The 23,605-nt window shown below is 74.3% G+C and carries 23 protein-coding genes; 19 read left to right on the top strand and 4 right to left on the bottom strand.

What is annotated here, in order from left to right; all coding sequences use genetic code 11:
- Nucleotides 1–84: 84 nt before the first annotated feature.
- From V6U81_RS18610 to V6U81_RS18590, 5 genes are all read left to right on the top strand, one after another.
- Entirely contained in the window at nucleotides 85–726 is a 642-nt protein-coding gene (locus tag V6U81_RS18610; RefSeq protein ID WP_334490968.1) for an SRPBCC family protein, read from the top strand.
- The gene (locus V6U81_RS18605; protein WP_334490967.1) at nucleotides 723–1,898 is read left to right on the top strand and encodes a zinc-dependent alcohol dehydrogenase; all 1,176 of its coding nucleotides are present in this window, start codon (nucleotides 723–725) and stop codon (nucleotides 1,896–1,898) included. Before V6U81_RS18610 ends, V6U81_RS18605 begins: the two co-directional genes overlap by 4 nt.
- A 57-nt stretch (nucleotides 1,899–1,955) precedes the next feature.
- On the top strand, nucleotides 1,956–2,387 hold the full coding sequence (locus tag V6U81_RS18600; RefSeq protein WP_334490966.1) for an HPP family protein: 432 nt from the start codon (nucleotides 1,956–1,958) through the stop codon (nucleotides 2,385–2,387).
- Between the two features lie 110 nt (nucleotides 2,388–2,497).
- Entirely contained in the window at nucleotides 2,498–4,972 is a 2,475-nt protein-coding gene (locus tag V6U81_RS18595; RefSeq protein ID WP_334490965.1) for a molybdopterin oxidoreductase family protein, read from the top strand.
- Between the two features lies 1 nt (nucleotide 4,973).
- Nucleotides 4,974–5,432: a hypothetical protein gene (locus V6U81_RS18590; RefSeq protein WP_334490964.1), complete on the top strand. Its 459-nt coding sequence runs from the start codon at nucleotides 4,974–4,976 to the stop codon at nucleotides 5,430–5,432.
- Between the two features lie 7 nt (nucleotides 5,433–5,439).
- Here V6U81_RS18590 and V6U81_RS18585 read toward each other — a convergent pair whose 3' ends face one another.
- Nucleotides 5,440–6,708 carry a cytochrome P450 gene (locus tag V6U81_RS18585; protein WP_334490963.1) on the bottom strand — a complete coding sequence of 423 codons (1,269 nt, stop codon included), beginning with the start codon at nucleotides 6,706–6,708 and terminating at the stop codon, nucleotides 5,440–5,442.
- Between the two features lie 230 nt (nucleotides 6,709–6,938).
- On the opposite strand from V6U81_RS18585, the gene V6U81_RS18580 reads away from it, so the two are divergent.
- Nucleotides 6,939–7,346: a hypothetical protein gene (locus V6U81_RS18580; protein ID WP_334490962.1), complete on the top strand. Its 408-nt coding sequence runs from the start codon at nucleotides 6,939–6,941 to the stop codon at nucleotides 7,344–7,346.
- A gap of 14 nt (nucleotides 7,347–7,360) precedes the next feature.
- Here the strand turns inward: V6U81_RS18580 and V6U81_RS18575 are convergent, their stop codons facing one another.
- Nucleotides 7,361–7,579: a DUF397 domain-containing protein gene (locus V6U81_RS18575; RefSeq protein WP_334490961.1), complete on the bottom strand. Its 219-nt coding sequence runs from the start codon at nucleotides 7,577–7,579 to the stop codon at nucleotides 7,361–7,363.
- Nucleotides 7,580–7,645: 66 nt separating this feature from the next.
- On the opposite strand from V6U81_RS18575, the gene pepN reads away from it, so the two are divergent.
- From pepN to V6U81_RS18525, 10 genes are all read left to right on the top strand, one after another.
- Nucleotides 7,646–10,162, top strand: a complete 2,517-nt coding sequence (gene pepN, locus V6U81_RS18570; protein WP_334490960.1) for an aminopeptidase N — start codon at nucleotides 7,646–7,648, stop codon at nucleotides 10,160–10,162.
- A gap of 68 nt (nucleotides 10,163–10,230) precedes the next feature.
- Nucleotides 10,231–10,827 carry a nicotinate-nucleotide adenylyltransferase gene (nadD, locus tag V6U81_RS18565; protein WP_334490959.1) on the top strand — a complete coding sequence of 199 codons (597 nt, stop codon included), beginning with the start codon at nucleotides 10,231–10,233 and terminating at the stop codon, nucleotides 10,825–10,827.
- Between the two features lie 110 nt (nucleotides 10,828–10,937).
- On the top strand, nucleotides 10,938–11,348 hold the full coding sequence (rsfS, locus tag V6U81_RS18560) for a ribosome silencing factor (RefSeq protein ID WP_334490958.1): 411 nt from the start codon (nucleotides 10,938–10,940) through the stop codon (nucleotides 11,346–11,348).
- Complete coding sequence (locus tag V6U81_RS18555; RefSeq protein ID WP_334490957.1) at nucleotides 11,345–11,992, top strand: histidine phosphatase family protein; 648 nt, start codon at nucleotides 11,345–11,347, stop codon at nucleotides 11,990–11,992. The genes rsfS and V6U81_RS18555 overlap by 4 nt, the downstream gene beginning before the upstream one ends.
- Nucleotides 11,993–12,040: 48 nt before the next feature.
- On the top strand, nucleotides 12,041–12,910 hold the full coding sequence (locus tag V6U81_RS18550) for a DegV family protein (RefSeq protein WP_334490956.1): 870 nt from the start codon (nucleotides 12,041–12,043) through the stop codon (nucleotides 12,908–12,910).
- A gap of 40 nt (nucleotides 12,911–12,950) precedes the next feature.
- The gene (locus V6U81_RS18545) at nucleotides 12,951–13,715 is read left to right on the top strand and encodes an SDR family NAD(P)-dependent oxidoreductase (protein WP_334490955.1); all 765 of its coding nucleotides are present in this window, start codon (nucleotides 12,951–12,953) and stop codon (nucleotides 13,713–13,715) included.
- Between the two features lie 127 nt (nucleotides 13,716–13,842).
- Complete coding sequence (locus tag V6U81_RS18540; protein ID WP_334490954.1) at nucleotides 13,843–14,778, top strand: ComEA family DNA-binding protein; 936 nt, start codon at nucleotides 13,843–13,845, stop codon at nucleotides 14,776–14,778.
- A complete protein-coding gene (locus V6U81_RS18535; protein ID WP_334490953.1) occupies nucleotides 14,775–17,171 on the top strand; it encodes a ComEC/Rec2 family competence protein in 2,397 nt (798 codons plus the stop codon). The genes V6U81_RS18540 and V6U81_RS18535 overlap by 4 nt, the downstream gene beginning before the upstream one ends.
- A 147-nt stretch (nucleotides 17,172–17,318) precedes the next feature.
- The gene (gene holA / locus V6U81_RS18530) at nucleotides 17,319–18,299 is read left to right on the top strand and encodes a DNA polymerase III subunit delta (protein ID WP_334490952.1); all 981 of its coding nucleotides are present in this window, start codon (nucleotides 17,319–17,321) and stop codon (nucleotides 18,297–18,299) included.
- Nucleotides 18,296–18,760: a hypothetical protein gene (locus V6U81_RS18525; RefSeq protein WP_334490951.1), complete on the top strand. Its 465-nt coding sequence runs from the start codon at nucleotides 18,296–18,298 to the stop codon at nucleotides 18,758–18,760. Before holA ends, V6U81_RS18525 begins: the two co-directional genes overlap by 4 nt.
- 133 nt (nucleotides 18,761–18,893) lie before the next feature.
- Here the strand turns inward: V6U81_RS18525 and rpsT are convergent, their stop codons facing one another.
- Both rpsT and V6U81_RS18515 read right to left on the bottom strand, forming a co-directional pair.
- A complete protein-coding gene (gene rpsT / locus V6U81_RS18520) occupies nucleotides 18,894–19,160 on the bottom strand; it encodes a 30S ribosomal protein S20 (RefSeq protein WP_334490950.1) in 267 nt (88 codons plus the stop codon).
- Between the two features lie 117 nt (nucleotides 19,161–19,277).
- Nucleotides 19,278–20,282 (bottom strand): phosphotransferase family protein, encoded by a 1,005-nt coding sequence (locus V6U81_RS18515; RefSeq protein WP_334490949.1) that lies wholly within the window; start codon nucleotides 20,280–20,282, stop codon nucleotides 19,278–19,280.
- Between the two features lie 106 nt (nucleotides 20,283–20,388).
- On the opposite strand from V6U81_RS18515, the gene V6U81_RS18510 reads away from it, so the two are divergent.
- From V6U81_RS18510 to V6U81_RS18500, 3 genes are all read left to right on the top strand, one after another.
- Nucleotides 20,389–20,925 carry a DUF4240 domain-containing protein gene (locus V6U81_RS18510; protein WP_334490947.1) on the top strand — a complete coding sequence of 179 codons (537 nt, stop codon included), beginning with the start codon at nucleotides 20,389–20,391 and terminating at the stop codon, nucleotides 20,923–20,925.
- A gap of 116 nt (nucleotides 20,926–21,041) precedes the next feature.
- The gene (gene lepA, locus V6U81_RS18505) at nucleotides 21,042–22,919 is read left to right on the top strand and encodes a translation elongation factor 4 (RefSeq protein ID WP_334490945.1); all 1,878 of its coding nucleotides are present in this window, start codon (nucleotides 21,042–21,044) and stop codon (nucleotides 22,917–22,919) included.
- A 302-nt stretch (nucleotides 22,920–23,221) separates the two neighbouring features.
- Complete coding sequence (locus V6U81_RS18500) at nucleotides 23,222–23,506, top strand: GlsB/YeaQ/YmgE family stress response membrane protein (RefSeq protein ID WP_334490944.1); 285 nt, start codon at nucleotides 23,222–23,224, stop codon at nucleotides 23,504–23,506.
- The last annotated feature ends 99 nt before the right edge of the window (nucleotides 23,507–23,605 follow it).

The raw sequence follows: 23,605 nt of genomic DNA, 5'->3' as shown, positions 1-23,605 counted from the left end.
AACCGGGGCGTTTCGACGGCGTCTCGACGGGTAGCGGCTGTGGATGCGGGAGTCCATCCCCGGGCCCCGGGTGGAGGAGACGTGATGACCAGCAACGGAACGAGGTGGGCGCTGCTCGGCGCCAGCACCGTGACCGCGGTCGGGGTCGGCCGGGTGGTGGCCCGCCGGCGCCGCCGCCACCAGCCCGACCGGCAGAACGGCTGGTACGTGGTGCGGCGCGGGATCACCGTCGACCGCCCGATGGACGCCGTCATCGGCTTCTGGACCGACCGGGAGCGGCTGGACCGGGCCCTGGCCGAGTGGGCCACCCTGGAACAGGTCGCCGACAACCGGTGGCGCTGCGTGGCCCGCGACCCGGCCGGGGGCGGCACCGAGTGGCGTGCCGAGATCACCGTCGACGGCCCGGGCCGGCTGAGCTGGGCGGTCACCGACCGGCCGTTCCGGCAGCAGGGCCACGTCGACCTCGCCCCCGCCCCGCAGGACCGGGGCACGGAGATCCGCGCCGAGCTGCGCTACCGGGTGGGCGGGCCGCTGCGCCGGGCGCTCGGCCTGGCCCGCGGCCACGACCCGGACCTGGGCCTGCGCGACGCGCTGCGCCGGATCAAGTCGCTGGTCGAGTGCGGCCAGATGATCGAGACCCGGCACGACCCGTCCGGGCGCACCCCGGCGCAGGAGGCGGCGACCGACAAGGTCCGAGAGGCGTTGACGACGGGAGGACGGCCGTGAGGGCGCTCTGCTGGGAAGGGGTCGGCAAGCTCGCGGTACGGGACGTGCCGGAGCCGCGGATCCGCGCCGAGGGCGACATCGTCGTCAAGGTCCGGGCCAGCAGCGTCTGCGGCTCCGACCTGCACCTGATCAACGGCTTCCTGCCGGCGATGCGGGAGGGCGACATCCTCGGCCACGAGTTCATGGGCGAGGTCGTGGAGACCGGGGCCGCCGTGCAGCGGCTGAAGGTCGGCGACCGGGTGGTGGTCGGCTCGGTGGTGGCCTGCGGCGGCTGCTGGTACTGCCGCACCGAGCAGTACTCGCTCTGCGACAACTCCAACCCGCAGCCGATCATCCCGGAGAAGCTCTGGGGCCACTCGCCGGCCGGCATCCTCGGCTACTCGCACGCCGCCGGCGGCTACTCCGGCAGCCACGCCGAGTACATCCGGGTGCCGTTCGGCGACGTGGGCGCGTTCAAGGTGCCCGACGGGGTGGCGGACGACGCCGCGGTCTTCGCCTCCGACGCCATGCCGACCGGCTGGATGGCCGCCGACCTCTGCGGCCTGAAAGGTGGCGAGGTGGTGGCCGTCTGGGGCGCCGGCGGGGTGGGCCAGATGGCCGCCCGCGCCGCCCAGCTGCTCGGCGCGGAACGGGTCATCATGGTCGACCGGCTGCCGGAGCGGCTCACCGCCGCCGCCGACCGGCTCGGCGTGGAAACCGTCAACTACGCCGAGACCGACGTGCTGGAGGCGCTGCGTGAGATGACCGCCGGCCGGGGCCCGGACGCCTGCATCGACGCGGTCGGCATGGAGGCGCACGACGTCGGCCCGATCTACGCGTACGACAAGGCCAAGCAGACCGCCCGGCTCCAGACCGACCGGCCCACCTCGGTCCGGCAGGCCATCATGGCCGCGCGCAAGGGTGGCACGGTCAGCATTGTCGGCGTGTACGGCGGGCTGGTCGACAAGTTCCCGCTCGGCGCCGCCATGAACAAGGCCCTGGTGCTGCGGATGGGGCAGATGCACGCCCAGCGCTACATCCCGATGCTGCTGGACCGGCTCGCCGCCGGGGAGATCGACCCCGGTTACCTGGCCACCCACCCGATGTCCCTGGAGGACGGGGTGCGCGGCTACGAGATCTTCGAGAAGAAGCAGGACGCCTGCCTGCGTAGCGTGCTGCATCCGACCGCCTGACCGGTTCGGCGGGGCGTGCGTCGATTCGACCACCGGCGGCGGGGTACAGCACCCGTCATGACACCGGAGATCGATGAGACGCCGCCCCGCGCCGGTGCCGCGACCCGGGCGTTCACCGGCAGCGCGGTCGCCCTGGTGGTGGCCGGCACGGTCGCCCTGCTGACCCGCCAGCCGTGGCTCTTCCCCAGCCTCGGGCCGGCCGTCATGCTCCACGTCGAGCAGCCCGGCAAGCCCGAGTCCTCGCCGCGCAACACCGTGATCGGCCACCTGGTGGCGCTGCTCGCCGGGTACGCCCTGCTCGAGCTGACCGGTCTGGCCGATCACCCGTCGGCGCTGGTGGAGGGGGTGTCGGCGCCGCGCATCGTCGCCGCCGCGGGCTCCCTCGCCGTCACCGCCGCGGTGCTGGTGCTGCTGAACGCCGCGCACCCGCCGGCCGGCGCGACCACGCTGATCGTGAGCCTCGGCCTGCTGCACACCCCACCCAACTGATCATCGCGTTCGGCGCGGTCCTGCTGGTGACCGTCGTCGATCTGCTGTTCAACCGAGCCACCGGCCGCCAGATGCCGCTGTGGGGCTCGTCGTCGGAGGAGGACTGAGAGATGGTGGACCGGATCGCCGACCCGTGGGGTCCGCGCACGCCGTACGGGCCGGGCGAGGAGTGGCCGGTACGGGTGGACAGCTTCCTCGCCACCGGGCGTACCGAGGCCGATGTGGAGCGCTGGGTGCCGAGCGCGTCGATCCTGCACTCCAACGGGGACGCGATGGACATCGCGGTGGCCGGCGGCCGGATCGTCGGGGTACGCGGCCGGGCCGACGACCGGGTCAACCACGGTCGGCTCGGCCCCAAGGACCTCTACGGCTGGCAGGCCAACCACAGCCCGGACCGGCTGCGCCACCCGCTGGTGCGCGACGGCGACCGGCTGGTCGAGACGGACTGGGACACCGCGATGGGCCGGATCGTGGCCCGCTCGAAGGAGCTGCTGGACGGCCCGGGCGGCTGGGGACACTTCGGCTTCTACACCAGTGGCCAGCTCTTCCTCGAGGAGTACTACACCCTCGGGGTGATCGGGAAGGCCGGCATCGGCACCCCGCACATGGACGGCAACACCCGGCTCTGCACGGCCACCGCCGCCGCGGCGCTCAAGGCGAGCTTCGGCACCGACGGGCAGCCCGGGTCGTACACCGATGTGGACCACTGCGACGCGATCGCGCTCTGGGGGCACAACGTCGCGGAGACCCAGACGGTGCTCTGGACCCGGATGCTCGACCGCCGGCGCGGGCCCAACCCGCCGGCGATGCTGGCGGTCGACCCGCGTGCCACGCCGGTGGCCCGGGAGGCCGACCTGCACCTGCCGATCCGCACCGGCACCAACCTGGCCCTGCTCAACGGCCTGCTCCGCGAGCTGATCCACCGCGGCTGGTACGACGAGGCGTACGTGCGGGCGCACACGGTCGGCTTCGACGAGCTGTGCCAGGTGGTCGAGGACTACCCGGTGGCGAAGGTCGCCGAGATCTGCGACCTGCCGGCCCGGGACGTCGAGCGGGCCGCCGAGCTGCTCGGCCACGCCGACCGGCTGCTCTCCACCGTGCTCCAGGGCTTCTACCAGTCCAACCAGGCCACCGCGGCGTCCTGTGCGGTCAACAACCTGCACCTGGTGCGCGGCATGATCGGCCGGCCGGGCGCGGGGATCTACCAGATGAACGGCCAGCCCACCGCGCAGAACAACCGGGAGTGCGGCGCCGACGGCGACCTGCCCGGGCTGCGCAACTGGGAGAACCCCGACCACGTCGCCGACCTGGCCCGGCTCTGGAACGTCGAGGTGGACACCATCCCGCACTGGTCGCCGCCGACCCACGCCATGCAGATCTTCCGGTACGCCGAGCAGGGCTCGATCAAGCTGCTCTGGGTCTCGGCCACCAACCCGGCCGTGTCCCTGCCCGACCTGGCCCGGATCCGGCGGATCCTGACGAAGCCGGAGCTGTTCCTGGTCGTCCAGGACCTCTTCCTCACCGAGACCGCCGAGCTGGCCGACGTGGTGCTGCCCGCCGCGACCTGGGCCGAGAAGACCGGCACCTTCACCAACGTCGACCGGACGGTGCACCTGTCGGAGAAGGCGGTCGACCCGCCCGGCGAGGCCCGCGCCGACCTGGACATCTTCCTGGACTACGCGCGCCGGATGGACTTCCGGGACCGCGACGGCGACCCGCTGATCCGGTGGACCGGGCCGGAGGAGGTGTTCGAGGCGTGGAAGGAGTGCTCCCGCGGGCGGCCCTGCGACTACACCGCGATCACCTACGACCGGCTGCGTGGCGGCGGCATCCAGTGGCCGTGCACGCAGGAGCACCCGGACGGCACTGAGCGGCTCTACACCGACGGGGTCTTCCACACCGACCCGGACTACTGCGAGACGTACGGGCACGACCTGGCCACCGGGGCCGAGCTGCTGCCCGACGAGTACCGCGCGAAGCAGCCGGCCGGGCGGGCGTTCCTGCACGCGGCGCCGTACCAGCCGTCGCCGGAGGTGCCGAGCGACGAGCATCCGATGCTGCTCACCACCGGTCGCACGGTCTACCAGTTCCACACCCGGACCAAGACCGGCCGAGCCCCCCAGCTGGAGCACGCCGCCCCGGAGGTCTGGGTGGAGCTCAACCCGGACGACGCGCGCCGGCTCGGCGTGGGGGAGGGCGACCAGGTCCGGGTGGAGTCGCCGCGCGGCGCCGTCCGGGCCCGGGCCCGGATCTGCGGGGTACGCCCCGGCGTGGTCTTCCTCCCCTTCCACTACGGCTACTGGGACGCCGCCGAGCCCGCCGGGCCCGGCCCCGGCGCTCCCGGGAAGGCCGGCGCCGGTGACCGGCACACCCGGGCCGCCAACGAGCTGACCATCACCGCCTGGGACCCGGTCTCCAAGCAGCCGATCTTCAAGGTGGCCGCGGTCCGGGTAGTGAAGGAAGCCGACTCCGGTGGCCGTCCCGCGCCCGCGCCCACCGTGGGCGGCTGCGCCCCGCCGGACGACGCCGGCATCCCCGCCACGGTCGGCGGCCCGGCCGCCGAGGCCCGATCGGAGGTGGCCTGAGATGCACCTCGCCCACTACCTCGGCCTGCTGCACAAGGCACAGAACCGGCTCGGCGACGCGTTCGTCGAGGTCGGCCAGGCGCACCGGGAGGAACCGGACGTCTTCCACACCTGCGAGAAGCTGGCCACCCAGTGCCGCCAGCACGCGGAGAAGCTGGCTCCCTTCGCCCACCGGTACGCCGAGGACGCCCCCGCCGAGCCGGACCGGCTGCACTCGGAGCTCTTCTCCGGCACGCGTACCGGCGGCATCGGGCTGCTGCGCGACCTCCAGGACCTCTACCTGATGGCCGCCGAGTGCGACATCTGCTGGGCGGTGGTCGGGCAGGCCGCGTACGGCGCCCGCGACGAGGAGCTGCTGGCGGTGGTGCGGACCTGCGAGGGGGAGACCGCCGTCCAGCTGAAGTGGCTGCGGACCCGGATGAAGCAGGCCGCCCCGCAGGCCCTGGTCGTCGCCGACTGAGGTCGTCCTAGTCGACGTGGCCGTCCTGGTCGATGCGGCGGACGTCGTCGATGAGGAAACCGCTGGGTGGCATCGTCGGCATCCGGCTGAGGTCCAGCGACAGGTCCTGCGGGGGCACCTCGTAGCGCATCGCGCCGGTCAGCAGGGTCACCGCCCGCTTCATCAGCTCGATGGTGATCCACTCGCCGGCGCAGCGGTGCCCGCCGAGGTGCTCGCCACCGCCCTGCGGCACGAAGCCGTACGGGTCGTCCCGCCAGCCGGTGAAGCGCTCCGGGCGGAAGCGTTCCGGCTCGGGCCACAGCTGCGGGTGGTGGTTCGTGCCGTACAGGTCGAGCAGCACCCGCCGACCCTGCGGGAAGTGGTGCCCCCGCCAGTCGAAGGAGCGCCGGACCCGGGCGGCGGCCACCGGGAAGAACGGGTAGTAGCGGCGGACCTCCTGGACGAAGCACTCGGTGACGTCGTCACCGGCGCGGACCCGTTCCCGCCAGGACGGGTGGTCGCGCAGGGCCAGCGCGGCGAAGACCACGTACCGGTCGACGGCGACGGTCGGGCGCAGCACGTTGAGCAGCTCCACCGCGGCGATCCGGCGGGGCAGCAGGCGGCCCTGCCCGTCCCGGTGCTCGGCGATGGTCCGCAGCGCGCTGCCCTCGGCGGCGGGCAGGGTGCCGACCCGGGCCCGCTCGATCAGGTCGCCGACCCAGCGCTCGCCCCGGCGGCGGCCGAGCACCCCGCGCCAGTGCCGGGGGCCGACGGCGGCCGGACCGTCGATCATCGCGTGCAGGTCGTCGGTGTGCCGGGCGACCTCCGGCTCGGCCAGCGGCACCCCGGACCAGGCGCAGACCGCCCGGGTGAGGATCCGGCCCACCTCGTCGTAGAGCCCCACCGGGCCGGACCGCTCCCACGCCGGGACGCGGGCCTGCCACTCGTCGGTGAAGAGCCGGACCAGCTCGCGGATCCCGGCCGGGGTCATCAGCGACAGGAACATGCCCTTGCGGTCGCGGTGGGCTGGCCCGTCCAGCCCCTGGACCCCGCCGCGCCCGGTCAGCGTCCGCTGCCCCCGTACCGGCATGGCGCCCTCCCGGACGAAGCGTTCCGGGTCGTAGAAGAGCACCGCCGCCGGCCGGCCGCGCAGGCAGATGGTCGGTTCCAGCAGCAGCCGGGTGGTGAAGATGTCGCTGCCGTAGCGGTCGCAGCGGGAGCTGATGTAGCGGTATCCCTCGCGAAGGAACGCCAGCGTGCTCTCCGGGCTGCGGTCGGCGGGGATGGTGGTGGCCATCGGCTGCTCCTGACACGGACGACGATCGGCCGAGCTGGTCGGCCGGGTGCGTCTACCCGGGTCGAGGCGGCTGAATCCCCTCCGACGCGAGAGGCCGGCGGGACCGGTGGTCGGGGTGTGGGCCAGCGGACGGGCCGTTCGCTGGCCCCTCCCAGGACGCCGGAAACCTGGTTGGCTCGTTCCCGGGCGGGCGGCGGATGCCCGGCCGGTGTCGACGACGGGGAGGACCGATGCGGGAGAACAGGCCGCCGTACTGGCGGCAGCGGCGGGCGGTGGACGGCGTCGGTGGCCGGGGCGGGGCCGGCCCGCGGCCGGGGGACGCCCCGCTCATCCGGTCGCCCCGGCGGTCGCCCCGGCCGCCCCGGCACTTCACCGCCCACCTCGGCTTCGAGGCCGACGGGCCGGAGCAGGCCCGCGAGCTCGCCGTGGCGTACGCCGAGGCGTTGAGCCTGCTCCGCCCGGAGCTGGCGCTCGGCGCGGCCGCGCTCTCGCCGGCCGACGCCTGGCACCGGGCGGCGCGGCTCTTCTGCGGCGCGGTCGGCCCGGACGGCGAGCGCTGCGCCGACGTCGCCGACCATCCCGGTTTCCATCACGCCCCCGGCCCCGGCGGGCTCGGCTGGGGCGAGGGGGACGGGTGAGCCGGGCCCGGCGGTCAGTCGAGGTCGAACTCGCCGTCCTGGGCGCCGGCCACGAAGGCGTCCCACTCGGCCTGGGTGAAGACCAGCACCGGGCCGTCCGGCTCGGCCGAGTTGCGCATGCCGATCAGGTCGTCGACGAAGGCCACCTCGACCGCGCTGTCGGTGGTGTCGCCCTCGGCTCGCTGCCAGACCGCCCGGGACAGGTCGAAATCGCCCTTGGGGTGCTGACCCATTGTTCGTCCTCCATCACCACGCGCCGTGGGAAGCCGGTCCGGCTCCTCGTCGGGCAGGATAAGCGGATGCCGAGCCTGACCCGTGTAGAGGCGACCGCGCGTCGCGCGCTGATCACCGTCGAGTCCTACCAGGTGGACCTCGACCTGACCGGCCGTGGCGAGCGCTTCCGCTCGACCGCCATCATCCGCTTCCGGGCCACCCCCGGCGCCGAGACATTCGTCGAGGTCAAGCCGGCGGCCCTGCGCGCGGTACGCCTCAACGACCGCGATCTCGACCCGGGCGCGCTGGCCGACGGCCGACTCCCGCTGACCGACCTCGCCGCGGAGAACACCCTCACCGTGACCGCCGAGATGGCGTACACGAACACCGGCGAGGGGATGCACCGCTTCGTTGACCCCGCCGACGGCGAGACCTACCTCTACGCGATGTCCTTCCTGGACGACGCGCCGCGCATCTTCGCCGCCTTCGACCAGCCCGACCTCAAGGCCCCGGTGACCCTGTCGGTGACCGCCCCGCCCGAGTGGACGGTCGCGGCCAACGGCGCCCTGGCCGCGAACCCCGCACCCGGCCGCTGGGAGTTCGCCCCGACCGCGCCGCTCTCCACCTACTTCGTCTCGCTGGTCGCCGGGCCCTGGCACGTCCGCCGCGACGAGCACGACGGCATCCCGCTGGGCGTCTACTGCCGTCGCTCGCTGGCGGCCCACCTCGACGCCGACATCGAGGAGATCTTCACCGTCACGAAGCAGTGCCTGGACCGGTTCCACCAGCTCTTCGCCGAGCGCTACCCGTTCGGCAAGTACGACCAGGCGTTCGTGCCCGAGTTCAACGCCGGCGCGATGGAGAACCCCGGCCTGGTCACCCTCCGTGACGACTACATCTTCCGCTCGGCGGTCACCGACACCGAGCGGGAGCTGCGGGCCACCACCATCGCCCACGAGATGGCCCACATGTGGTTCGGCGACCTGGTCACCATGCGCTGGTGGGACGACCTGTGGCTGAACGAGTCCTTCGCGGAGTACCTGGGCACCCGGGTGACCGCCGAGGCGACCCGGTTCGACCAGGCGTGGACGACGTTCGCGATCCGCCGCAAGGCCTGGGGCTACGCCGCCGACCAGCGCCCATCCACCCACCCGGTCGCCCCGGAGGAGGTCGCCGACGCGGCCCAGGCGTTGCTCAACTTCGACGGCATCTCGTACGCCAAGGGTGCCAGCGTGCTGCGCCAGCTGGTGGCGTGGCTCGGTGACGACGCCTTCCTGGCCGGGCTCAACGCGCACTTCGCCGCGCACCGGTTCGGCAACGCCACCCTCGCCGACCTGCTGACCAGCCTGAGCGCGGCCAGCGGCCGGGATCTCGCCGACTGGGCGGAGCGCTGGCTGCGCCGGCCGCAGGTCAACACGCTGCGGGTGCGGACCGCGGTGGACGCCGACGGCCGGTGGACCGAGGCGGCGGTGGTGCAGACCGCGCCCGAGGCGTACCCGGTGCTGCGCCCGCACCGCATCGGCGTGGGCCGGTACGGCACGGGGGCCGCGACGCACCGGTTCGAGGTGGACCTCGACCCCGAAGCCGACAAGGGCCACACCGACCTCGCCGCGCTGGTGGGAGAGCCGGCCACCGGGCTGTTGCTGCCCAACGACGGCGACCTCACCTTCGCCAAGATCCGTCTCGACCCCGCCTCCGCCGACGCGGTGCCGATGGTGCTGCCCGGGCTGGACGACCCGCTGGCCCGGGCGCTGCTCTGGGGTGAGGCGCTCGACGCGGCCTCCGACGGGGAGCGCCCGGTAGCCGGCGTGGTGGCACTGATCGACGCGGCGCTGCCCGCCGAGACCGAGGTGGTGATCGCCGAGCAGGTGCTCGGGCGCAGCCACGCCCTGGTCGACCGCTACCTCGACCCGTTCGCCCGGGACGCCGCCCTGCTCCGGATCGCCGGGGCCTGCGCCACGCTGCTCGACGGCGCCCCCGCCGGCGGCTCGCTCCAGCTCGCGGCGGCGCGCGGCCTGATCACCGCGACCGCCGACGCGGATCTGCTGCGCGGCTGGCTCGCCGGCCACGGGGTGCCGGAGGGACTGGCGGTCGACGCCGAGCTTCGCTGGGCGCTGCTGCGCCGGATGGTGGTGCTGGGCGCCGCCGGCGAGACCGAGATCGCCGCCGAGGCCACCGCCGACCCGAGCGCCACCGGTGCCGAGCGGGCCGCCCTGTGCCGGGCGGCGCTGCCCGAGCTGCCGGCCAAGGAGGCGGCCTGGGAGATCATCACCCGGAACACCGAGCTGTCCAACCGGCTGGTCGAGGCGACCGCCGAGGGTTTCTGGCAGCCCGAGCAGGCCGAGCTGACCGCGGCGTACGTCGAGCGGTACTTCATCGACATGCCGGACGCCGCGCGGCGGCGTACCCCCTGGGTGGCCGACCGGGTGGCCGGCCTCTCCTTCCCCCGCTACGCGGTGGCCCAGCCGACCCTGGATTCGGCCGCGGCGCTGCTGGGCCGCGACGACCTGACCCCGGGCCTGCGCCGGGTGGTCATCGACGCGGCCGACGACCTGCGGCGGGCGCTGGTGGCCAGGACGGCGGTGGCCGCGGCGGGCGCCTGACGGGTGGGTGACGGGACGGTGCGGCGGCCCCAACGGGCCGCCGGCCGTGCCCGGCCTACGATCGTCGGGTGGAGGAAGACATCCGGCGAATCGGGATCATGGGCGGCACGTTCGACCCGATCCACCACGGGCACCTGGTGGCGGCCAGCGAGGTGGCGGACCGGTTCGGCCTGGACGAGGTGGTCTTCGTCCCGACCGGGCAGCCCTGGCAGAAGGCCGACGAACCGGTCAGCCCGCCCGAGGACCGCTACCTGATGACGGTGATCGCCACCGCCTCCAACCCGCGGTTCCAGGTCAGCCGGGTCGACATCGACCGGGGTGGCCCCACCTACACCGTCGACACCTTGCGCGACCTGCACAACGAGTACGGCCCGAAGGTCCAGCTCTTCTTCATCACCGGCGCGGACGCGTTGGAGCGGATCCTCTCCTGGAAGGACCTGGACGAGATCTTCGAGCTGGCCCACTTCATCGGCGTCACCCGGCCCGGCTTCGAGCTGACCGACAAGCACCTGCCCGCCGACACGGTCAGCCTGGTGCAGGTGCCGGCGATGGCGATCTCGTCCACCGACTGCCGCGCCCGGGTCGCCCGGGGTGAGCCGGTCTGGTACCTGGTGCCGGACGGTGTGGTGCAGTACATCGCGAAACGGCGCCTCTACCAGCCGTGAATTCGCCCGTTCTGGGGCCGTTCGTCCCCGTAATGGACCAGAACTGACAAGTCGTCGCGCCGCCGGGTGTGAGACGCTTGGAGGGTCGCACGGTTGATCGAAGGAGAACGGTGACAGTTTCCGAACGCGCTCACGAGCTGGCGATGGCTGCCGCCCAGGCCGCGGCCGACAAGAAGGCCGAGGACATCGTCATCATCGACGTGGGCGATCAGCTCGCGATTACGGACGCGTTCCTGGTCGCTTCCGCCCCCAACGAGCGTCAGGTGCTGGCCATCGTCGACGCCATCGAGGAGCGCCTGCTCGAGCTGCCGGAGAAGGCCAAGCCGCTCCGCCGCGAAGGCGAGCGGGGTGGCCGCTGGGTGCTGCTCGACTACGTCGACATCGTGGTGCACGTCCAGCACACCGAGGAGCGCGAGTTCTACGCGCTCGACCGGCTGTGGAAGGACTGCCCGACGATCCCGTTCGTCGACCGCGACCTGGTCGAGGCCGAAGCGGCCGGCTCCTCCGCCGCCACGGAATGACCCGGCTGATCGTCTGGCGGCACGGCAACACCGACTGGAACGCCGCAAGCCGCGTCCAGGGCCAGACCGACGTGCCGCTGAACGACCTCGGCCGGGAGCAGGCGCGCGCCGCCGCGCCGCTGCTCGCGGCGCTGCGGCCCGACGTCATCGTGGCCTCCGACCTCAGCCGGGCCGCGGCGACCGCCGACGCCCTGGCCGAACTCACCGGCCTGCCGGTCCGCACCGACCCGCGACTGCGGGAGCGGCACTTCGGCCTGTGGCAGGGGCTCGCCCTCACCGAGGCCGCCGCGCGCTTCCCCGAGGAGTACGCCCGCTGGCGGGCCGGCGACCCCGACCCGGGCGCCGAGATCGAGAACCTCGACGACCTCGGCAAGCGCCTCGGCACCGCCTTCCAGGAGGCCGCCGACCTCGCCGACGGCGGGACCGTCGTGGTGACCACCCACGGTGGTGGCGCCCGGCAGGGCGTCGGTCATCTGCTCGGCTGGGACCACTCGGTGCTGCGCTCCCTCGGGTCGCTGGCCAACTGCCACTGGACCGAGTTGCGGTACGACGACGGCGTGACGCGGCGTGCCGCCCCGGGCTGGCACCTGCGCGCCCACAATGTCGGCCTGATCACCCGCTCGGCGCCGGCCGAGCCAGTCTGAGCCGTCCGGCCCGGGCGTCCGGCGCGCGGATCCGCTAGCGTGCCGGGCATGCCCGTCGCGGTCGTCACCGACTCCACCGCCTACCTTCCGCCCGAGCTGGTGCAGGCGCACCGGCTCACCGTGGTGCCGCTGACCGTCGTGCTCAACGGCGCGGAGGGGCTGGAGGGGGTGGAGACCTTCCCGGCTGACGCGACCCGGGTGCTCGGCGGCCGGCGGGTCTCGGTGAGCACGTCCCGGCCGTCCCCCGAGCAGTTCGCCCGGACGTATCGGGAACTGCTCGACGCCGGTGCCGACGGCGTGGTCTCCGTACACCTGTCGGCGGAACTCTCCGGCACGGTCGAGGCCGCGCGTCTCGCCGCCGCCGAGGTCGGCGACGGGGTAACCGTGGTCGACAGCCGCTCCACCGGCATGGGCCTGGGCTTCCCGGTGCTCGCGGCGGCCGCCGCCGCGGAGGCCGGCGCCGACCTGTCCGGGGTACGCGACGCGGCCCTCGCCGCCGTCGACCGGACGACCATCTGGTTCTACGTCGACACGCTGGAGTTCATGCGCCGGGGCGGCCGGATCAACGCGGCCGAGGCGCTGCTCGGCACCGCCCTCTCGGTCAAGCCGATCATGCACATGCCGGACGGCGCGATCGTGCTCAAGGACAAGGTGCGCACCGCCAGCCGGGGCGTGGCCCGCCTGGTCGACCTCGCCGTCGAGGCGGCCGGCGACGCCGAGGTGGACCTGGGGGTGCACCACCTGGCCGCGCCGCAACGTGCCGCGCAGCTCGTCGAGGCGCTCACCGCCCGGCTCGGCGACCGGCTGCACGACACGTACGTCTCCGAGGCGGGCGCGGTGGTCGCCGCGCACGCCGGGCCGGGGCTGGCCAGCGTGGTGGTGCACCGACGCCCGGCACCGGAGCAGCCCGGCCACTGACCTGACCGACCGGGCGTCAGCGCCGGGGAAGGGGGACCGGATGTCGTACGTGGTGACCGGCGGCGGCCGGGGCGTCGGGCGGGCCGTGGTGCACCGGCTGCTCGACGACGGCGGCACGGTGGTGGTCGTCGAGCGGGACGCCGACGCCCTGGCCTGGCTGGCCGCGCACCCGGCCGCCGACCGGCTGGTGCCGGTGATCGGCGACGCCGCCGACGAGCAGGTCACCGCGCACGCCGCCGACCTGGCCGAGCGCGTCGCGCCGCTGGCCGGCTGGGTCAACAACGCCGCGGTGTTCCGGGACGCGTCGGTCCACACCGCGCCCGCCGCTGAGGTGCTGGCGCTGATCGGGCTCAACCTTGCCCCGGCGGTGGTCGGCTCGGCCACCGCCGTCCGCCGGTTCCTCGCCGCCGACACCGGCGGGGCGATCGTCAACGTCTCCTCCCATCAGGCGGGTCGACCGGTGCCTGGCTGCCTGCCGTACGCCACCGCGAAGGCTGCCGTCGAGGGCCTGACCCGGGCGTTGGCCGTGGAGTACGGCGCCCGGGGCATCCGGACCAACGCGGTCGCGCTCGGCTCGATCGCCACCGAGCGGCACGCCGACTTCCTGGCCGGGGCGGAACCGGCCGCAGCGGAGCGGGTCGAGCGGGAACTGGCCCGGCTGCACCCGGTGGGCCGGATCGGGCGCGCCGATGAGGTGGCCGAAGCGGTGGCGTTCCTGCTGGCGGGGGCGGGCTTCGTGAACGGCGTGGTGCTGCCGGTGGACGGCGGACGGGCGGCGCTGGGCCTGGATCCCGAGGCGCGCTGAGCTCTCAGCAGGCGCTGCCCTAGCAGATCCGGGGCATGATCAGGCGGTTGTCCACAGGCCACCCCGTTGTCCACAGCGGACCCTCGACGGGCTGACCGCGACGCCGGGACGGCCCTACCGTCGCGCCGTGTCAGACGACGAGGAGTCCATCGTGCGGCGGCGGTTGTCCCGGCTGGTCGACCCGGCGGGGGAGGGGCACCCGCCGGTCACGTGGCCGCACCCGAGCCGGGTGCCCGGCGAGCCGTCGCCCGGGGTGGGTGACCCGACCCGGCGCGTCCGGGCCGGTGCACGGCGGCCCGCCCCGTGGCCCGGTGCGCCGGAGCCGACCGGGCGGTCCGCGTCGTGGCCGGGCGGTGCGGGGGAGCAGGACCAGCAGCCGGCCATCGAGGACGACCCGGACAGGGCCGATCCGCCGGTGTCCCGGCTGCCCGGGCCCGGGGCGTTCGACCCCGGCCGGCGCGGTGTGCGGGCGCTCGCCGTCGTGGCCGTGCTGGTCGTGCTCGGGGCCGGTTTCTGGTCGTGGCGGTCCCGACCGCGGGCCGAGCCGGTCCGGCCGGAGCCGGCGAGCGCCGCGTCGAGCGCCGGGGGCCCGTCGGCCGCCGCCGTGCCGGCCGCGGATCCGGGCGGCGAGCTGGTGGTCGCCGTCGCCGGCAAGGTACGCCGTCCCGGGCTGGTCCGGGTGCCGGCCGGGGCTCGGGTTGCCGACGCCGTCGAGGCCGCCGGCGGGGCGCTGCCCGGCGTCGACGTCGCCCTGCTCAATCCCGCCCGCAAGGTCGCCGACGGGGAACTCATCCTGGTCGGCGTCGCCGCCCCGCCCGGTCAGGCCGGGCCGGCGGGCGCGTCCGCCGGGGGCGCGGCCCCGACGGCGGGCGGGCGGCTGAACCTCAACACCGCGACGCTGGCGCAACTCGACGCGCTGCCCGGCGTCGGCCCGGTGCTCGCCCAGCGGATCCTCACCCACCGCGACCAGCAGGGCGGCTTCCGCTCGGTGGGCGACCTGCGTCAGGTCGAGGGCATCGGCGACGCCCGGTACGAGCAGCTCAAGGACCTGGTGACGGTGTGAGCCGGGCGACCCGTCCGCACCGCGCACCGCCGGAGCGCGCCCCCGAGGCCCCCGACCTGCGGCTGGCCGGCCTGGCGGTGGCCGCCTGGCTGACCGCGCTGGCCTGCCTGCACCTCACCGCTCCGACGGCGGCGCTGCTCGCCACGTCCGCCGCCGGCCTGGCCGGTATCGGGGCCGGGCACCTGCTCGGCCTCGTCGGGCGGCCGAGCGGCCCGGTCCGCCGGTACGGCTGGATCGCGGTGGCGGTGCTCATCGGCGTGGTCTGCGGCGCGAGCGCCACCGCGGCCCGGCTGCACGTACGCGACGCCCCTGCCCTGCGCGCGCTGGTGGACCAGCGCGCCCGGGTCACCGCCGAGCTGGTCGTCCGGGACGACCCTCGTCCGATCCGCGGCGCGCCGGGCCGCCCGGCCACCCTGCTGGTGGCGGGGGAGCTGATCCGCCTCACCGGCCCGGGCGGCGCGCGGCTGCGCGCCCCGGTCCGTGTCCTGGTGCTCGCCACCGATCCGGCCTGGCGGGGGCAGCTGCCGGGGCAGCGGCTCACCACCGAGGGGCGGCTGAGCGCGCCCCGGGGCGGCGATCTCACCGCGGCCGTGCTCAGCGCCGCCGGACCGCCCGTCCCGCTCGGACCGCCGCCGTGGCTCCAACGGGCCGCCGGTACGCTCCGCGCCGGGCTGCAACGGGCCTGTGCGCCGCTCCCGGACGAGCAGGGCGGCCTGCTCCCCGGACTCGTGGTCGGGGACACCAGTCGGCTGCCCGCCGCGGTGGAGGAGGACTTCCGGACCACCGGGATGACCCACCTCAACGCCGTCTCCGGCTCCAACGTGGCGATCGTGGTCGGCGCGGTCCTGCTGCTCGCCCGCTGGTCCCGCGCCGGCCCGCGGCTGGCCGCCGTGCTCTGCGGGCTGGCCCTGGTCGGCTTCGTCGTCCTGGTCCGTCCCTCGCCGAGCGTGGTCCGCGCCGCCACCATGGGCGCGATCGGGCTGGCCGCGCTGGCCGCCGGCCGGCCCCGGGCGGCGCTGCCGGCGCTGGGGGCCGCGGTGGCCGTCCTGGTGCTGCTGGATCCGGACCTCGCCGGGGACGCCGGCTTCGCCCTCTCCGTCCTGGCCACCGGCGGGCTGCTGCTGCTCGCCCCCGGGTGGCGCGACGCGCTGCGCCGGTGGGGCGTGCCGCCCGGGCTGGCCGAGGCGCTCGCGGTGCCGGCGGCCGCGCAGGTGACCTGCGGGCCCGTGGTGGCCGGCATCTCGGGGACGGTCAGCCTGGTGGCCGTGCCGGCCAACCTGCTGGTGGTGCCGGCGATCGCGCCCGCCACGGTGCTCGGGGTGGTGGCCGCCGTGATCTCACCGCTCTGGCCGGCCGGCGCCGCTTTCGCCGCCTGGCTGGCGAGCTGGCCGGCGTGGTGGCTGGTGACCGTGGCCCGGGTCGGGGCGCGGCTGCCGGCGGGCGCCCTGCCGTGGCCGGGCGGGGTGCCCGGCGCGCTGCTGCTGGCCGGGCTCACCGTGGGGCTGCTCGTGGCCACCCGCCGGCCGGTCATCCGCCGGCTCGTCGCCGTCTGCGCCGTCGCGGTGGTCCTCGGCACGCTGCCGGTCCGGCTGGTCGCCGGCGGTTGGCCGCCGGACGGCTGGCTGGTGGTCGGCTGTGCGGTGGGCCAGGGCGACGCGCTGGTCCTCCCGGTGGCCGCCGGGCGGGCCGTGGTGGTCGACGCCGGTCCGGAGCCGTCCGCCGTGGACGGTTGCCTGCGGCGGCTCGGCGTGCGGGAGGTTCCGCTGCTGGTGGTGAGCCACTTCCACGCCGACCACGTGGGCGGGGTGGCGGGGGTGTTCCGGGGGCGGCGGGTGTCCGCCGTGCTGACCCCGGGACTGCCCGAACCGGCGGCCGGGCGGGAACTGGTGGCCGCCGCGGCGGCGGGTTCGGCCGGTCTCGGCGTACCGGCGGCCGGGTGGTCGTACCGGGCCGGCGGGGTGGAACTGGTCGCGCTCGGGCCGCCGTACCCGCTGCGGGGCACCCGTTCCGACCCGAACAACAATTCGTTGGTGCTGCGGGCCACCGTGGCCGGGGTGCGGGTGCTGCTGCCGGGGGACGCGGAGACCGAGGAGCAGCGGGCCCTGCTGGACCGGGTGTCGGCCGGCGCGCTCCGCGCCGAGGTGCTCAAGGTCGCGCACCACGGCAGCGCCTACCAGGACCCGGCCTTCCTGGACGCGGTCCGGCCGCGGGTCGCCCTGGTCGAGGTCGGGGCTGGCAACGACTACGGCCACCCGAGCCCGACCGTGCTGGCCCGGCTGTCCGGGGGCGGGGCGCGGGTCCTGCGGACCGACACCGACGGCGACGTGGCCGTGGTGGTCGGGCCGCACGGGTTGGCGGTGGTGACCCGGGGACTGCCACCGGGACGGCGGTGAGCGTGGGCCGAGGAAAGTTCGGAGATAGCGGCGGATTGGCGCCATCAGCCCAACAATAGAGGTAAATGTCTGCTTTTGCGCTGAGTGCGGGGTGGGCCGTCACAGCGGACCACGAGCAGGCCCGCACCCGCGGCGAGCCGTGCCAAGATGGGCGGCGTGACCGCCCCCAGCCTCGCTCCCATTCTGCTCGTCCTCGGCGACGAGGAGCTGCTCGCCACGCGCGCGGTGAGCGAAGCCGTGGCGAAGGTCCGCAGCATCGACGCGGACGTCGACGTCCGGGAGTACCAGGCCGGGTCGCTCACCGTCGGCGAGATCGCCGAGATGCTCAGCCCCTCCCTCTTCGGCGGTCGCCGGGTGCTCGTCCTGCGGGCCGCGCAGGACGCCCGCAAGGATCTGGTGGCCGCGCTGCTCGCGTACGCGAAGAACCCCGACCCGGATGTCCAGTTGGTGGTCCTGCACCTCGGGGCGGCCAAGGGCAAGGCGTTCGCCGACGGGCTGAAGGCCGCGGGCGCCACCGTGGTGCCGGCGGCCAAGCTCAAGGGGCACCGGGAGCGGGTCGCCTTCGTCCGGGACGAGATCCGGCGGGGCGGCGGGAAGTGCACCGACGACGCCGCCGAGGCGCTGATCGCCGCCGTCGGCACCGACCTGCGCGAGCTGGCCGCCGCCTGCTCCCAGCTGATCGCCGACACCGACGGCCGGATCGGCGCGGACACGGTGGCCCGCTACTACCGGGGGCGGGTCGAGGTGAGCGGCTTCACGGTCGCCGACGCCACCATGGTCGGCGACGTCCCGGCGGCGCTGGAGGCGCTGCGCTGGGCGCTGCACGTCGGGGTCGACCCGGTGCCGATCGCCGATGCCCTCGCCGACGGGGTGCGGACGGTGGCCCGGGTGGCCGCCGCCGGGCGGGGCGACCCGTACCAGCTGGCCAGCACCCTCGGCATGCCCGCCTGGAAGATCAAGAATGCCCAGCAGCGGGCTCGGGGCTGGACCCCGGAAGGGCTGGTCGAGGCGATGCGGGCCGCGGCGGAGTGCAACGCCGCGGTCAAGGGTGGCGCCGACGACCGGGCGTACGCGCTGGAGAAGGCGGTCTTCTCGGTCGCGGCCGCCCGACGGGGCGGCGCCCGGTGACCGGCCCCGCCCGCACGCCGTGGACGACGGTGCCGAGCGAGGACGAGCGGTACCGCCCGCTCTACGCCCGGCTGCTCGGTCTGCGGTTCGTGAACCCGGGCGGGGTGCTCTGCTTCCTCTTCTTCGAGGGCGCCGTCGCGCTCGCCGTGCTGCTCGCCCTGGCCGAGCTGGTGAGCTGGTGGGCGGTGCTGGTCCTGCCGGCGGTGGTGGCCCTGATGGTGAAGCTCAACGACATGGTGGCCGAGATGGTGGTCCGCTCGGCGGCGCTCGTGCCCGAGCAGGAACGGGACCGGTTCCGGCGGCAGATGGAGCCGGTGGTCGGCCGGGCGCGGGTGCCCCGGACGGTGCCGGGCGTGGTGGTGACCACCGAGACGTACGCCGGACGGGTGGAGTGGCCGGCGTCAACCGCCGAGGGTGACGCCCCCGGGTGGATCACCGAGGGCCCGCCGGGGCGCTCCTGACCGATCGCCGGCTCACCGGCCCGACGTCGGCGACTGACCGGACCGACGCCGGACGATCGGCCGAGACACGGACAACCGGAAGCCCCAGGCGTCGCCGCCCGGGGCTTCCGGTCAGGTCTGAAGTTGCTCGGGGTCAGGCCGAGAGCGCGCCGACGCGCTTGGAGATCGCCGACTTCCGGTTGGCCGCCTGGTTGGCGTGGATCACGCCCTTGCTGGCGGCCTTGTCCAGCTTGCGGGCGGCGTCACGCATGAGGACGGCCGCCTTCTCGGCGTCACCGGCCTCCGCAGCCTCGTGGAACTTGCGGATGGCGGTCTTCAGCGACGACTTGACCGACTTGTTACGCAGCCGGGCCTTCTCGTTCTGCCGGTTGCGCTTGATCTGGGACTTGATGTTCGCCACGCGACAGCCTCGTCTTGATAGCTCGGTATGGTCTGTATGCCGCGCGCGACGACGAACAGGCGTCATCGCTGCGCGAAGAGCCAGGTTACCAGGTTGGCCGGGACGAGCCAAAACGGCTCAGACCCAGCCCCGCCGAGCGGCCAGCCAGGCGAGCGCCCGCTCCCCGCTGAACCGCTGGTGCGCCCGCAGATGCGGGGACGCCGGCGGCGCCCCCGCGACCGTCGGATCCGGGGCCGCCGCCGAGGTGAGGTGGTAGCCGGCGAGGGCGGCCAGCGTCACGTCCAGGGCGTCCGGCGGGGCGCCGGCCGTGGCCGGGTGGCCGGCGAAGACCGCGTCCAGGTGGGTGCCGCCCCGGTACCCGGTGATCAGGAGGCTGGCCAGGTCGAACCAGGCCGGGCCCTGACAGAGCCACGTCCAGTCGCAGAACCAGGCCCGGCCGTCGGCGTCGAGGAGCACGTTGTCCATCCGCAGGTCCCCGTGCGCCAGGCCGTGGCCGGCGGCGGCGTACGCCGGCAGCCGGGACTCCAGCGCGACCAGCTCGGGCAGCCGGGCGCCGGCCCAGCCGGGCAGCGGCGGCGCCGGCTCGCGGCCGGCGGCCACCTCACCCCACCAGAGGATGTCGTCGCGGGCCAGGTCGGCCAGCCGGGGCAGCCCGAGGGCGACCAGGTCGCCGGGGGGTCGGGCGAGCGCGGCGGCGACCTCGGCGTACCCGGCGAGGACGGCGTCCCGCTCGGCCGGGTCCCAGGGCAGCCGGGGCGTCCGCCCGTCGATCGCGTCCAGGCAGAGCGCGTACCAGCCCGACTCGGCGAGCGCCCAGCGCGGCCGGGGGACCGGCAGGCCGGCGGGGAGCCGCGCCAGGACCGCTCCCTCCCGGGCGTACCAGTCGGCGAGGTGGCGCTGCCGGGTCAGGTCGGCGGCCTTGACGAAGGCCCGACCGCCGTCCGCGGTGCTCAGCACGGCGGCGAACCCGCTGGTGAAGCCGGCCCCGGCGGTACGTGCCGACACCACGGGCGCGCCGAGCCGGGCGGCCACCGCGTCGCGCAGCCCGCGGGGCAGCGCCGACCAGTCGGGCCGTACGGCGGTGGCGTGGTACGGCGGCGGGCTGGCGGTCACCCCTCCCATGCTGCCTCGCCCGGCGTTCCCGGCGGGGACTGGGCTCTCCACGACTCGCCGCGATGTTCCCGCTGCCCGACCGGGAACGGGAGTGGGTCTGGGAGACTGCCAGGCCATGAGGACCGACGACTTCTGGCAGTTGATCGAGCAGGCTCGGGTCGGTGGCGGCGGTGAGGCGCCGGCGGTCGCCGCCCGGGCGGCCGCCCTGCTGGCCGAGCGCGATCCGGAGGACATCGTCGGGTACGCCCGCCACCAGCAGCGGGTGCTCGCCGCCTCCTACCAGGTCGACCTCTGGGGCGCGGCCTACCTTATCAACGGGGGCGCCTCCGACGACGACTTCGAGTACTTCCGGGGCTGGTTGATGACCCAGGGCCGGTCGGTCTTCGCCAGGGCGGTCGGTGATCCGGACGTGCTGGCCGAGCTGCCCCGGGTGCGGGCCGCCTCGCTCAGCGGCGAGGAGTTCCGCTGCCCGGAGATGCTCACGGTGCCCTGGGACGCGTACCGGAAGGCGACCGCGACCGAGCTGCCGGCGGAGCGCGACCCGGTCAAGGCACCCGACCTCAACGACTTCTGGGACTTCGACGACGAGGACGAGGCGCGCCGTCGGCTGCCCCGGCTGGCCGCGCTCTTCGTGGAGCCGCCCGAGGAGTGAGCGCGGGCGGTGGGGCGGCACCAGGAGTGATCGGACCGCGTCGCGGGCGACGTGGGAGCATAGAGGGGGCCGGCGTGCGCCGGCCCGCTCACGTCAGCCGACCAGAACGGACAGCTGTGCCACCGACGCTCGATCCCGGCGCGAACGCTCCTGGTGCCACCGACCCGGCGCGCCTCAGGAACTTCGGCATCATCGCCCACATCGACCACGGGAAGTCGACCCTGGCCGACCGGATGCTGCAGCTCACCGGCGTGGTCGACCCCCGGCAGATGCGTGCGCAGTACCTCGACCGGATGGACATCGAGCGCGAGCGCGGCATCACCATCAAGAGCCAGGCCGTCCGGATGCCGTGGACCGTCCGCGAGGGGGAGCGGGCCGGCGAGCAGGCCGTGCTCAACATGATCGACACCCCGGGTCACGTCGACTTTACCTATGAGGTCTCCCGGTCGCTGGCCGCCTGCGAGGGCGCGGTCCTGCTGGTCGACGCCGCCCAGGGCATCGAGGCGCAGACCCTGGCCAACCTCTACCTGGCGCTCGAGAACGACCTGCGCATCATCCCGGTGCTCAACAAGATCGACCTGCCGGCCGCCCAGCCGGAGAAGTACGCCGAGGAGCTGGCCCACCTGATCGGTGGCGACCCGGCGGACTGCATCAGGGTCTCCGGCAAGACCGGTGAGGGCGTGCCGTACCTGCTCGACGAGATCGTCCGGCAGTTCAGGCCGCCGGTCGGCGACGCCGACGCGCCCGCCCGGGCGATGATCTTCGACTCGGTGTACGACGTCTACCGGGGCGTGGTCACCTACGTCCGGGTGATCGACGGGCGGATCAGCGCCCGGGACCGGATCAAGATGATGTCCACCGGCGCGGTGCACGAGTTGTTGGAGATCGGGGTCATCTCGCCGGAGATGGTGAAGGCCGAGGCGCTCGGCGTCGGCGAGGTGGGCTATCTGATCACCGGCGTGAAGGACGTCCGCCAGTCCCGGGTCGGTGACACGGTGACCATCAACTCCCGGCCGGCGACCCAGGCGCTCGGTGGTTACAAGGATCCGAAGCCGATGGTCTACTCCGGGCTCTACCCGATCGACGGCTCGGACTACCCGAACCTGCGCGAGGCGCTGGACAAGCTCAAGCTCAACGACGCCGCGCTCGACTACGAGCCGGAGACCTCGGGGGCGCTGGGCTTCGGCTTCCGCTGCGGCTTCCTCGGCCTGCTGCACCTGGAGATCATTCGGGAGCGGCTGGAGCGGGAGTACAACCTCGACCTCATCTCCACCGCGCCGAACGTGGTCTACCGGGCCATCACGGATGACGGTGAGGAGATCGTGGTGACCAACCCGAGCGAGTACCCCACCGGCAAGATCGCCGAGGTGTACGAGCCGGTCGTCCGGGCCACCGTGCTGACCCCGAACGACTACGTCGGCGCGGTGATGGAGCTGTGCCAGGGGCGTCGGGGCAGCCTGCTCGGCATGGACTACCTCTCCGCCGACCGGGTGGAGCTGCGCTACACGCTGCCGCTCGCCGAGATCATCTTCGACTTCTTCGACCAGCTGAAGAGCCGGACCAAGGGGTACGCCTCGCTGGACTACGAGCCCTCCGCCGAGCAGGCGTCCGACCTGGTGAAGGTGGACATCCTCCTGCACGGCGAGCCGGTGGACGCGTTCAGCGCCATCGTGCACAAGGACAAGGCGTACAACTACGGGGTCAGCATCGCGGCGAAGCTGCGCAACCTGATCCCGCGCCAGCAGTTCGAGGTGCCCATCCAGGCGGCCATCGGCAGCCGGGTCATCGCCCGGGAGACCATCCGCGCCATCCGCAAGGACGTGCTCGCCAAGTGCTACGGCGGTGACATCAGCCGTAAGCGCAAGCTGCTGGAGAAGCAGAAGGAGGGCAAGAAGCGGATGAAGATGGTGGGCCGGGTGGAGGTCCCGCAGGAGGCCTTCATCGCCGCCCTCTCCTCCGACTCGGGCGACGGCAAGGCGCCCGGCAAGAAGTAGCTCCACCCTTCGTCGACGACGGCCGGCATCCCTGTCTCGGGCGGGATGCCGGCCGTTTCCGTCGCTGCGCCCGGGTCGTACCGGTGAATTTTTCGATGTTCCGTCACCCCGTGCCGGGGCCCGGGAGCCTGCCCTGACCTGCGAGGACATGTCGTTCGGGAACCGACGCGACGGGCGGGCATCGACCTGGGACGACGCCCGTTCCGATGAGTCGGTTTGGTTTTTCGGCGGTTCGGGCATCTACCGGTCACGACAAGAACCGCACACACCGTGCGACTCGAACATTCAGGAGGAGGGCGACCGTGGAGCTCACCGTTTGGGGCATCATCACCGCGATCGTTGTTGGTCTCATCGTCGGCGCTCTGGGCCGCCTGGTCGTGCCGGGCCGCCAGAACATGCCGATCTGGCTGCACATGCTGATCGGCGTCGGCGCCGCGCTGCTGGGCACGATCATCGCCCGGGCGTCGGGCTTCGCCGACACCGCCGGTTTCGACTGGCGTGAGTTCCTGCTGCAGGTCCTGCTCGCCGCGGTCGCCGTGGCCCTGGTGGCCGGCGTGGGTCGTCGTCGCGGCGTCACCCACCGGTAATTCCGCAACATCGCACGCTCAGCGGGCGTCCGTACCCCTCGGGTACGGGCGCCCGCTCGCGGTGGTGATCCGACAAAAGATCCGTGACACATGTCCGTC

It is taken from the genome of Micromonospora lacuserhaii (assembly GCF_036902735.1).
In the GTDB taxonomy this organism is placed as follows: Bacteria; Actinomycetota; Actinomycetes; order Mycobacteriales; family Micromonosporaceae; genus Micromonospora.
The sequence above is the reverse complement of the archived record's forward strand: the minus strand, read 5'-3'. Positions and strand labels throughout refer to the sequence as shown.

Bases quoted from the DNA above. Each gene is read 5' to 3' on its own strand.
- V6U81_RS18610 (WP_334490968.1), top strand. From the start codon at position 85: ATGACCAGCAACGGAACGAGGTGGGCGCTGCTCGGCGCCAGCACCGTG.
- V6U81_RS18600 (WP_334490966.1), top strand. From the start codon at position 1,956: ATGACACCGGAGATCGATGAGACGCCGCCCCGCGCCGGTGCCGCGACC.
- V6U81_RS18595 (WP_334490965.1), top strand. From the start codon at position 2,498: ATGGTGGACCGGATCGCCGACCCGTGGGGTCCGCGCACGCCGTACGGG.
- V6U81_RS18590 (WP_334490964.1), top strand. From the start codon at position 4,974: ATGCACCTCGCCCACTACCTCGGCCTGCTGCACAAGGCACAGAACCGG.
- V6U81_RS18585 (WP_334490963.1), bottom strand. From the start codon at position 6,708: ATGGCCACCACCATCCCCGCCGACCGCAGCCCGGAGAGCACGCTGGCG.
- V6U81_RS18580 (WP_334490962.1), top strand. From the start codon at position 6,939: ATGCGGGAGAACAGGCCGCCGTACTGGCGGCAGCGGCGGGCGGTGGAC.
- V6U81_RS18575 (WP_334490961.1), bottom strand. From the start codon at position 7,579: ATGGGTCAGCACCCCAAGGGCGATTTCGACCTGTCCCGGGCGGTCTGG.
- pepN (WP_334490960.1), top strand. From the start codon at position 7,646: ATGCCGAGCCTGACCCGTGTAGAGGCGACCGCGCGTCGCGCGCTGATC.
- V6U81_RS18555 (WP_334490957.1), top strand. From the start codon at position 11,345: ATGACCCGGCTGATCGTCTGGCGGCACGGCAACACCGACTGGAACGCC.
- V6U81_RS18550 (WP_334490956.1), top strand. From the start codon at position 12,041: ATGCCCGTCGCGGTCGTCACCGACTCCACCGCCTACCTTCCGCCCGAG.
- V6U81_RS18545 (WP_334490955.1), top strand. From the start codon at position 12,951: ATGTCGTACGTGGTGACCGGCGGCGGCCGGGGCGTCGGGCGGGCCGTG.
- holA (WP_334490952.1), top strand. From the start codon at position 17,319: ATGGGCGGCGTGACCGCCCCCAGCCTCGCTCCCATTCTGCTCGTCCTC.
- V6U81_RS18515 (WP_334490949.1), bottom strand. From the start codon at position 20,282: ATGGGAGGGGTGACCGCCAGCCCGCCGCCGTACCACGCCACCGCCGTA.
- V6U81_RS18510 (WP_334490947.1), top strand. From the start codon at position 20,389: ATGAGGACCGACGACTTCTGGCAGTTGATCGAGCAGGCTCGGGTCGGT.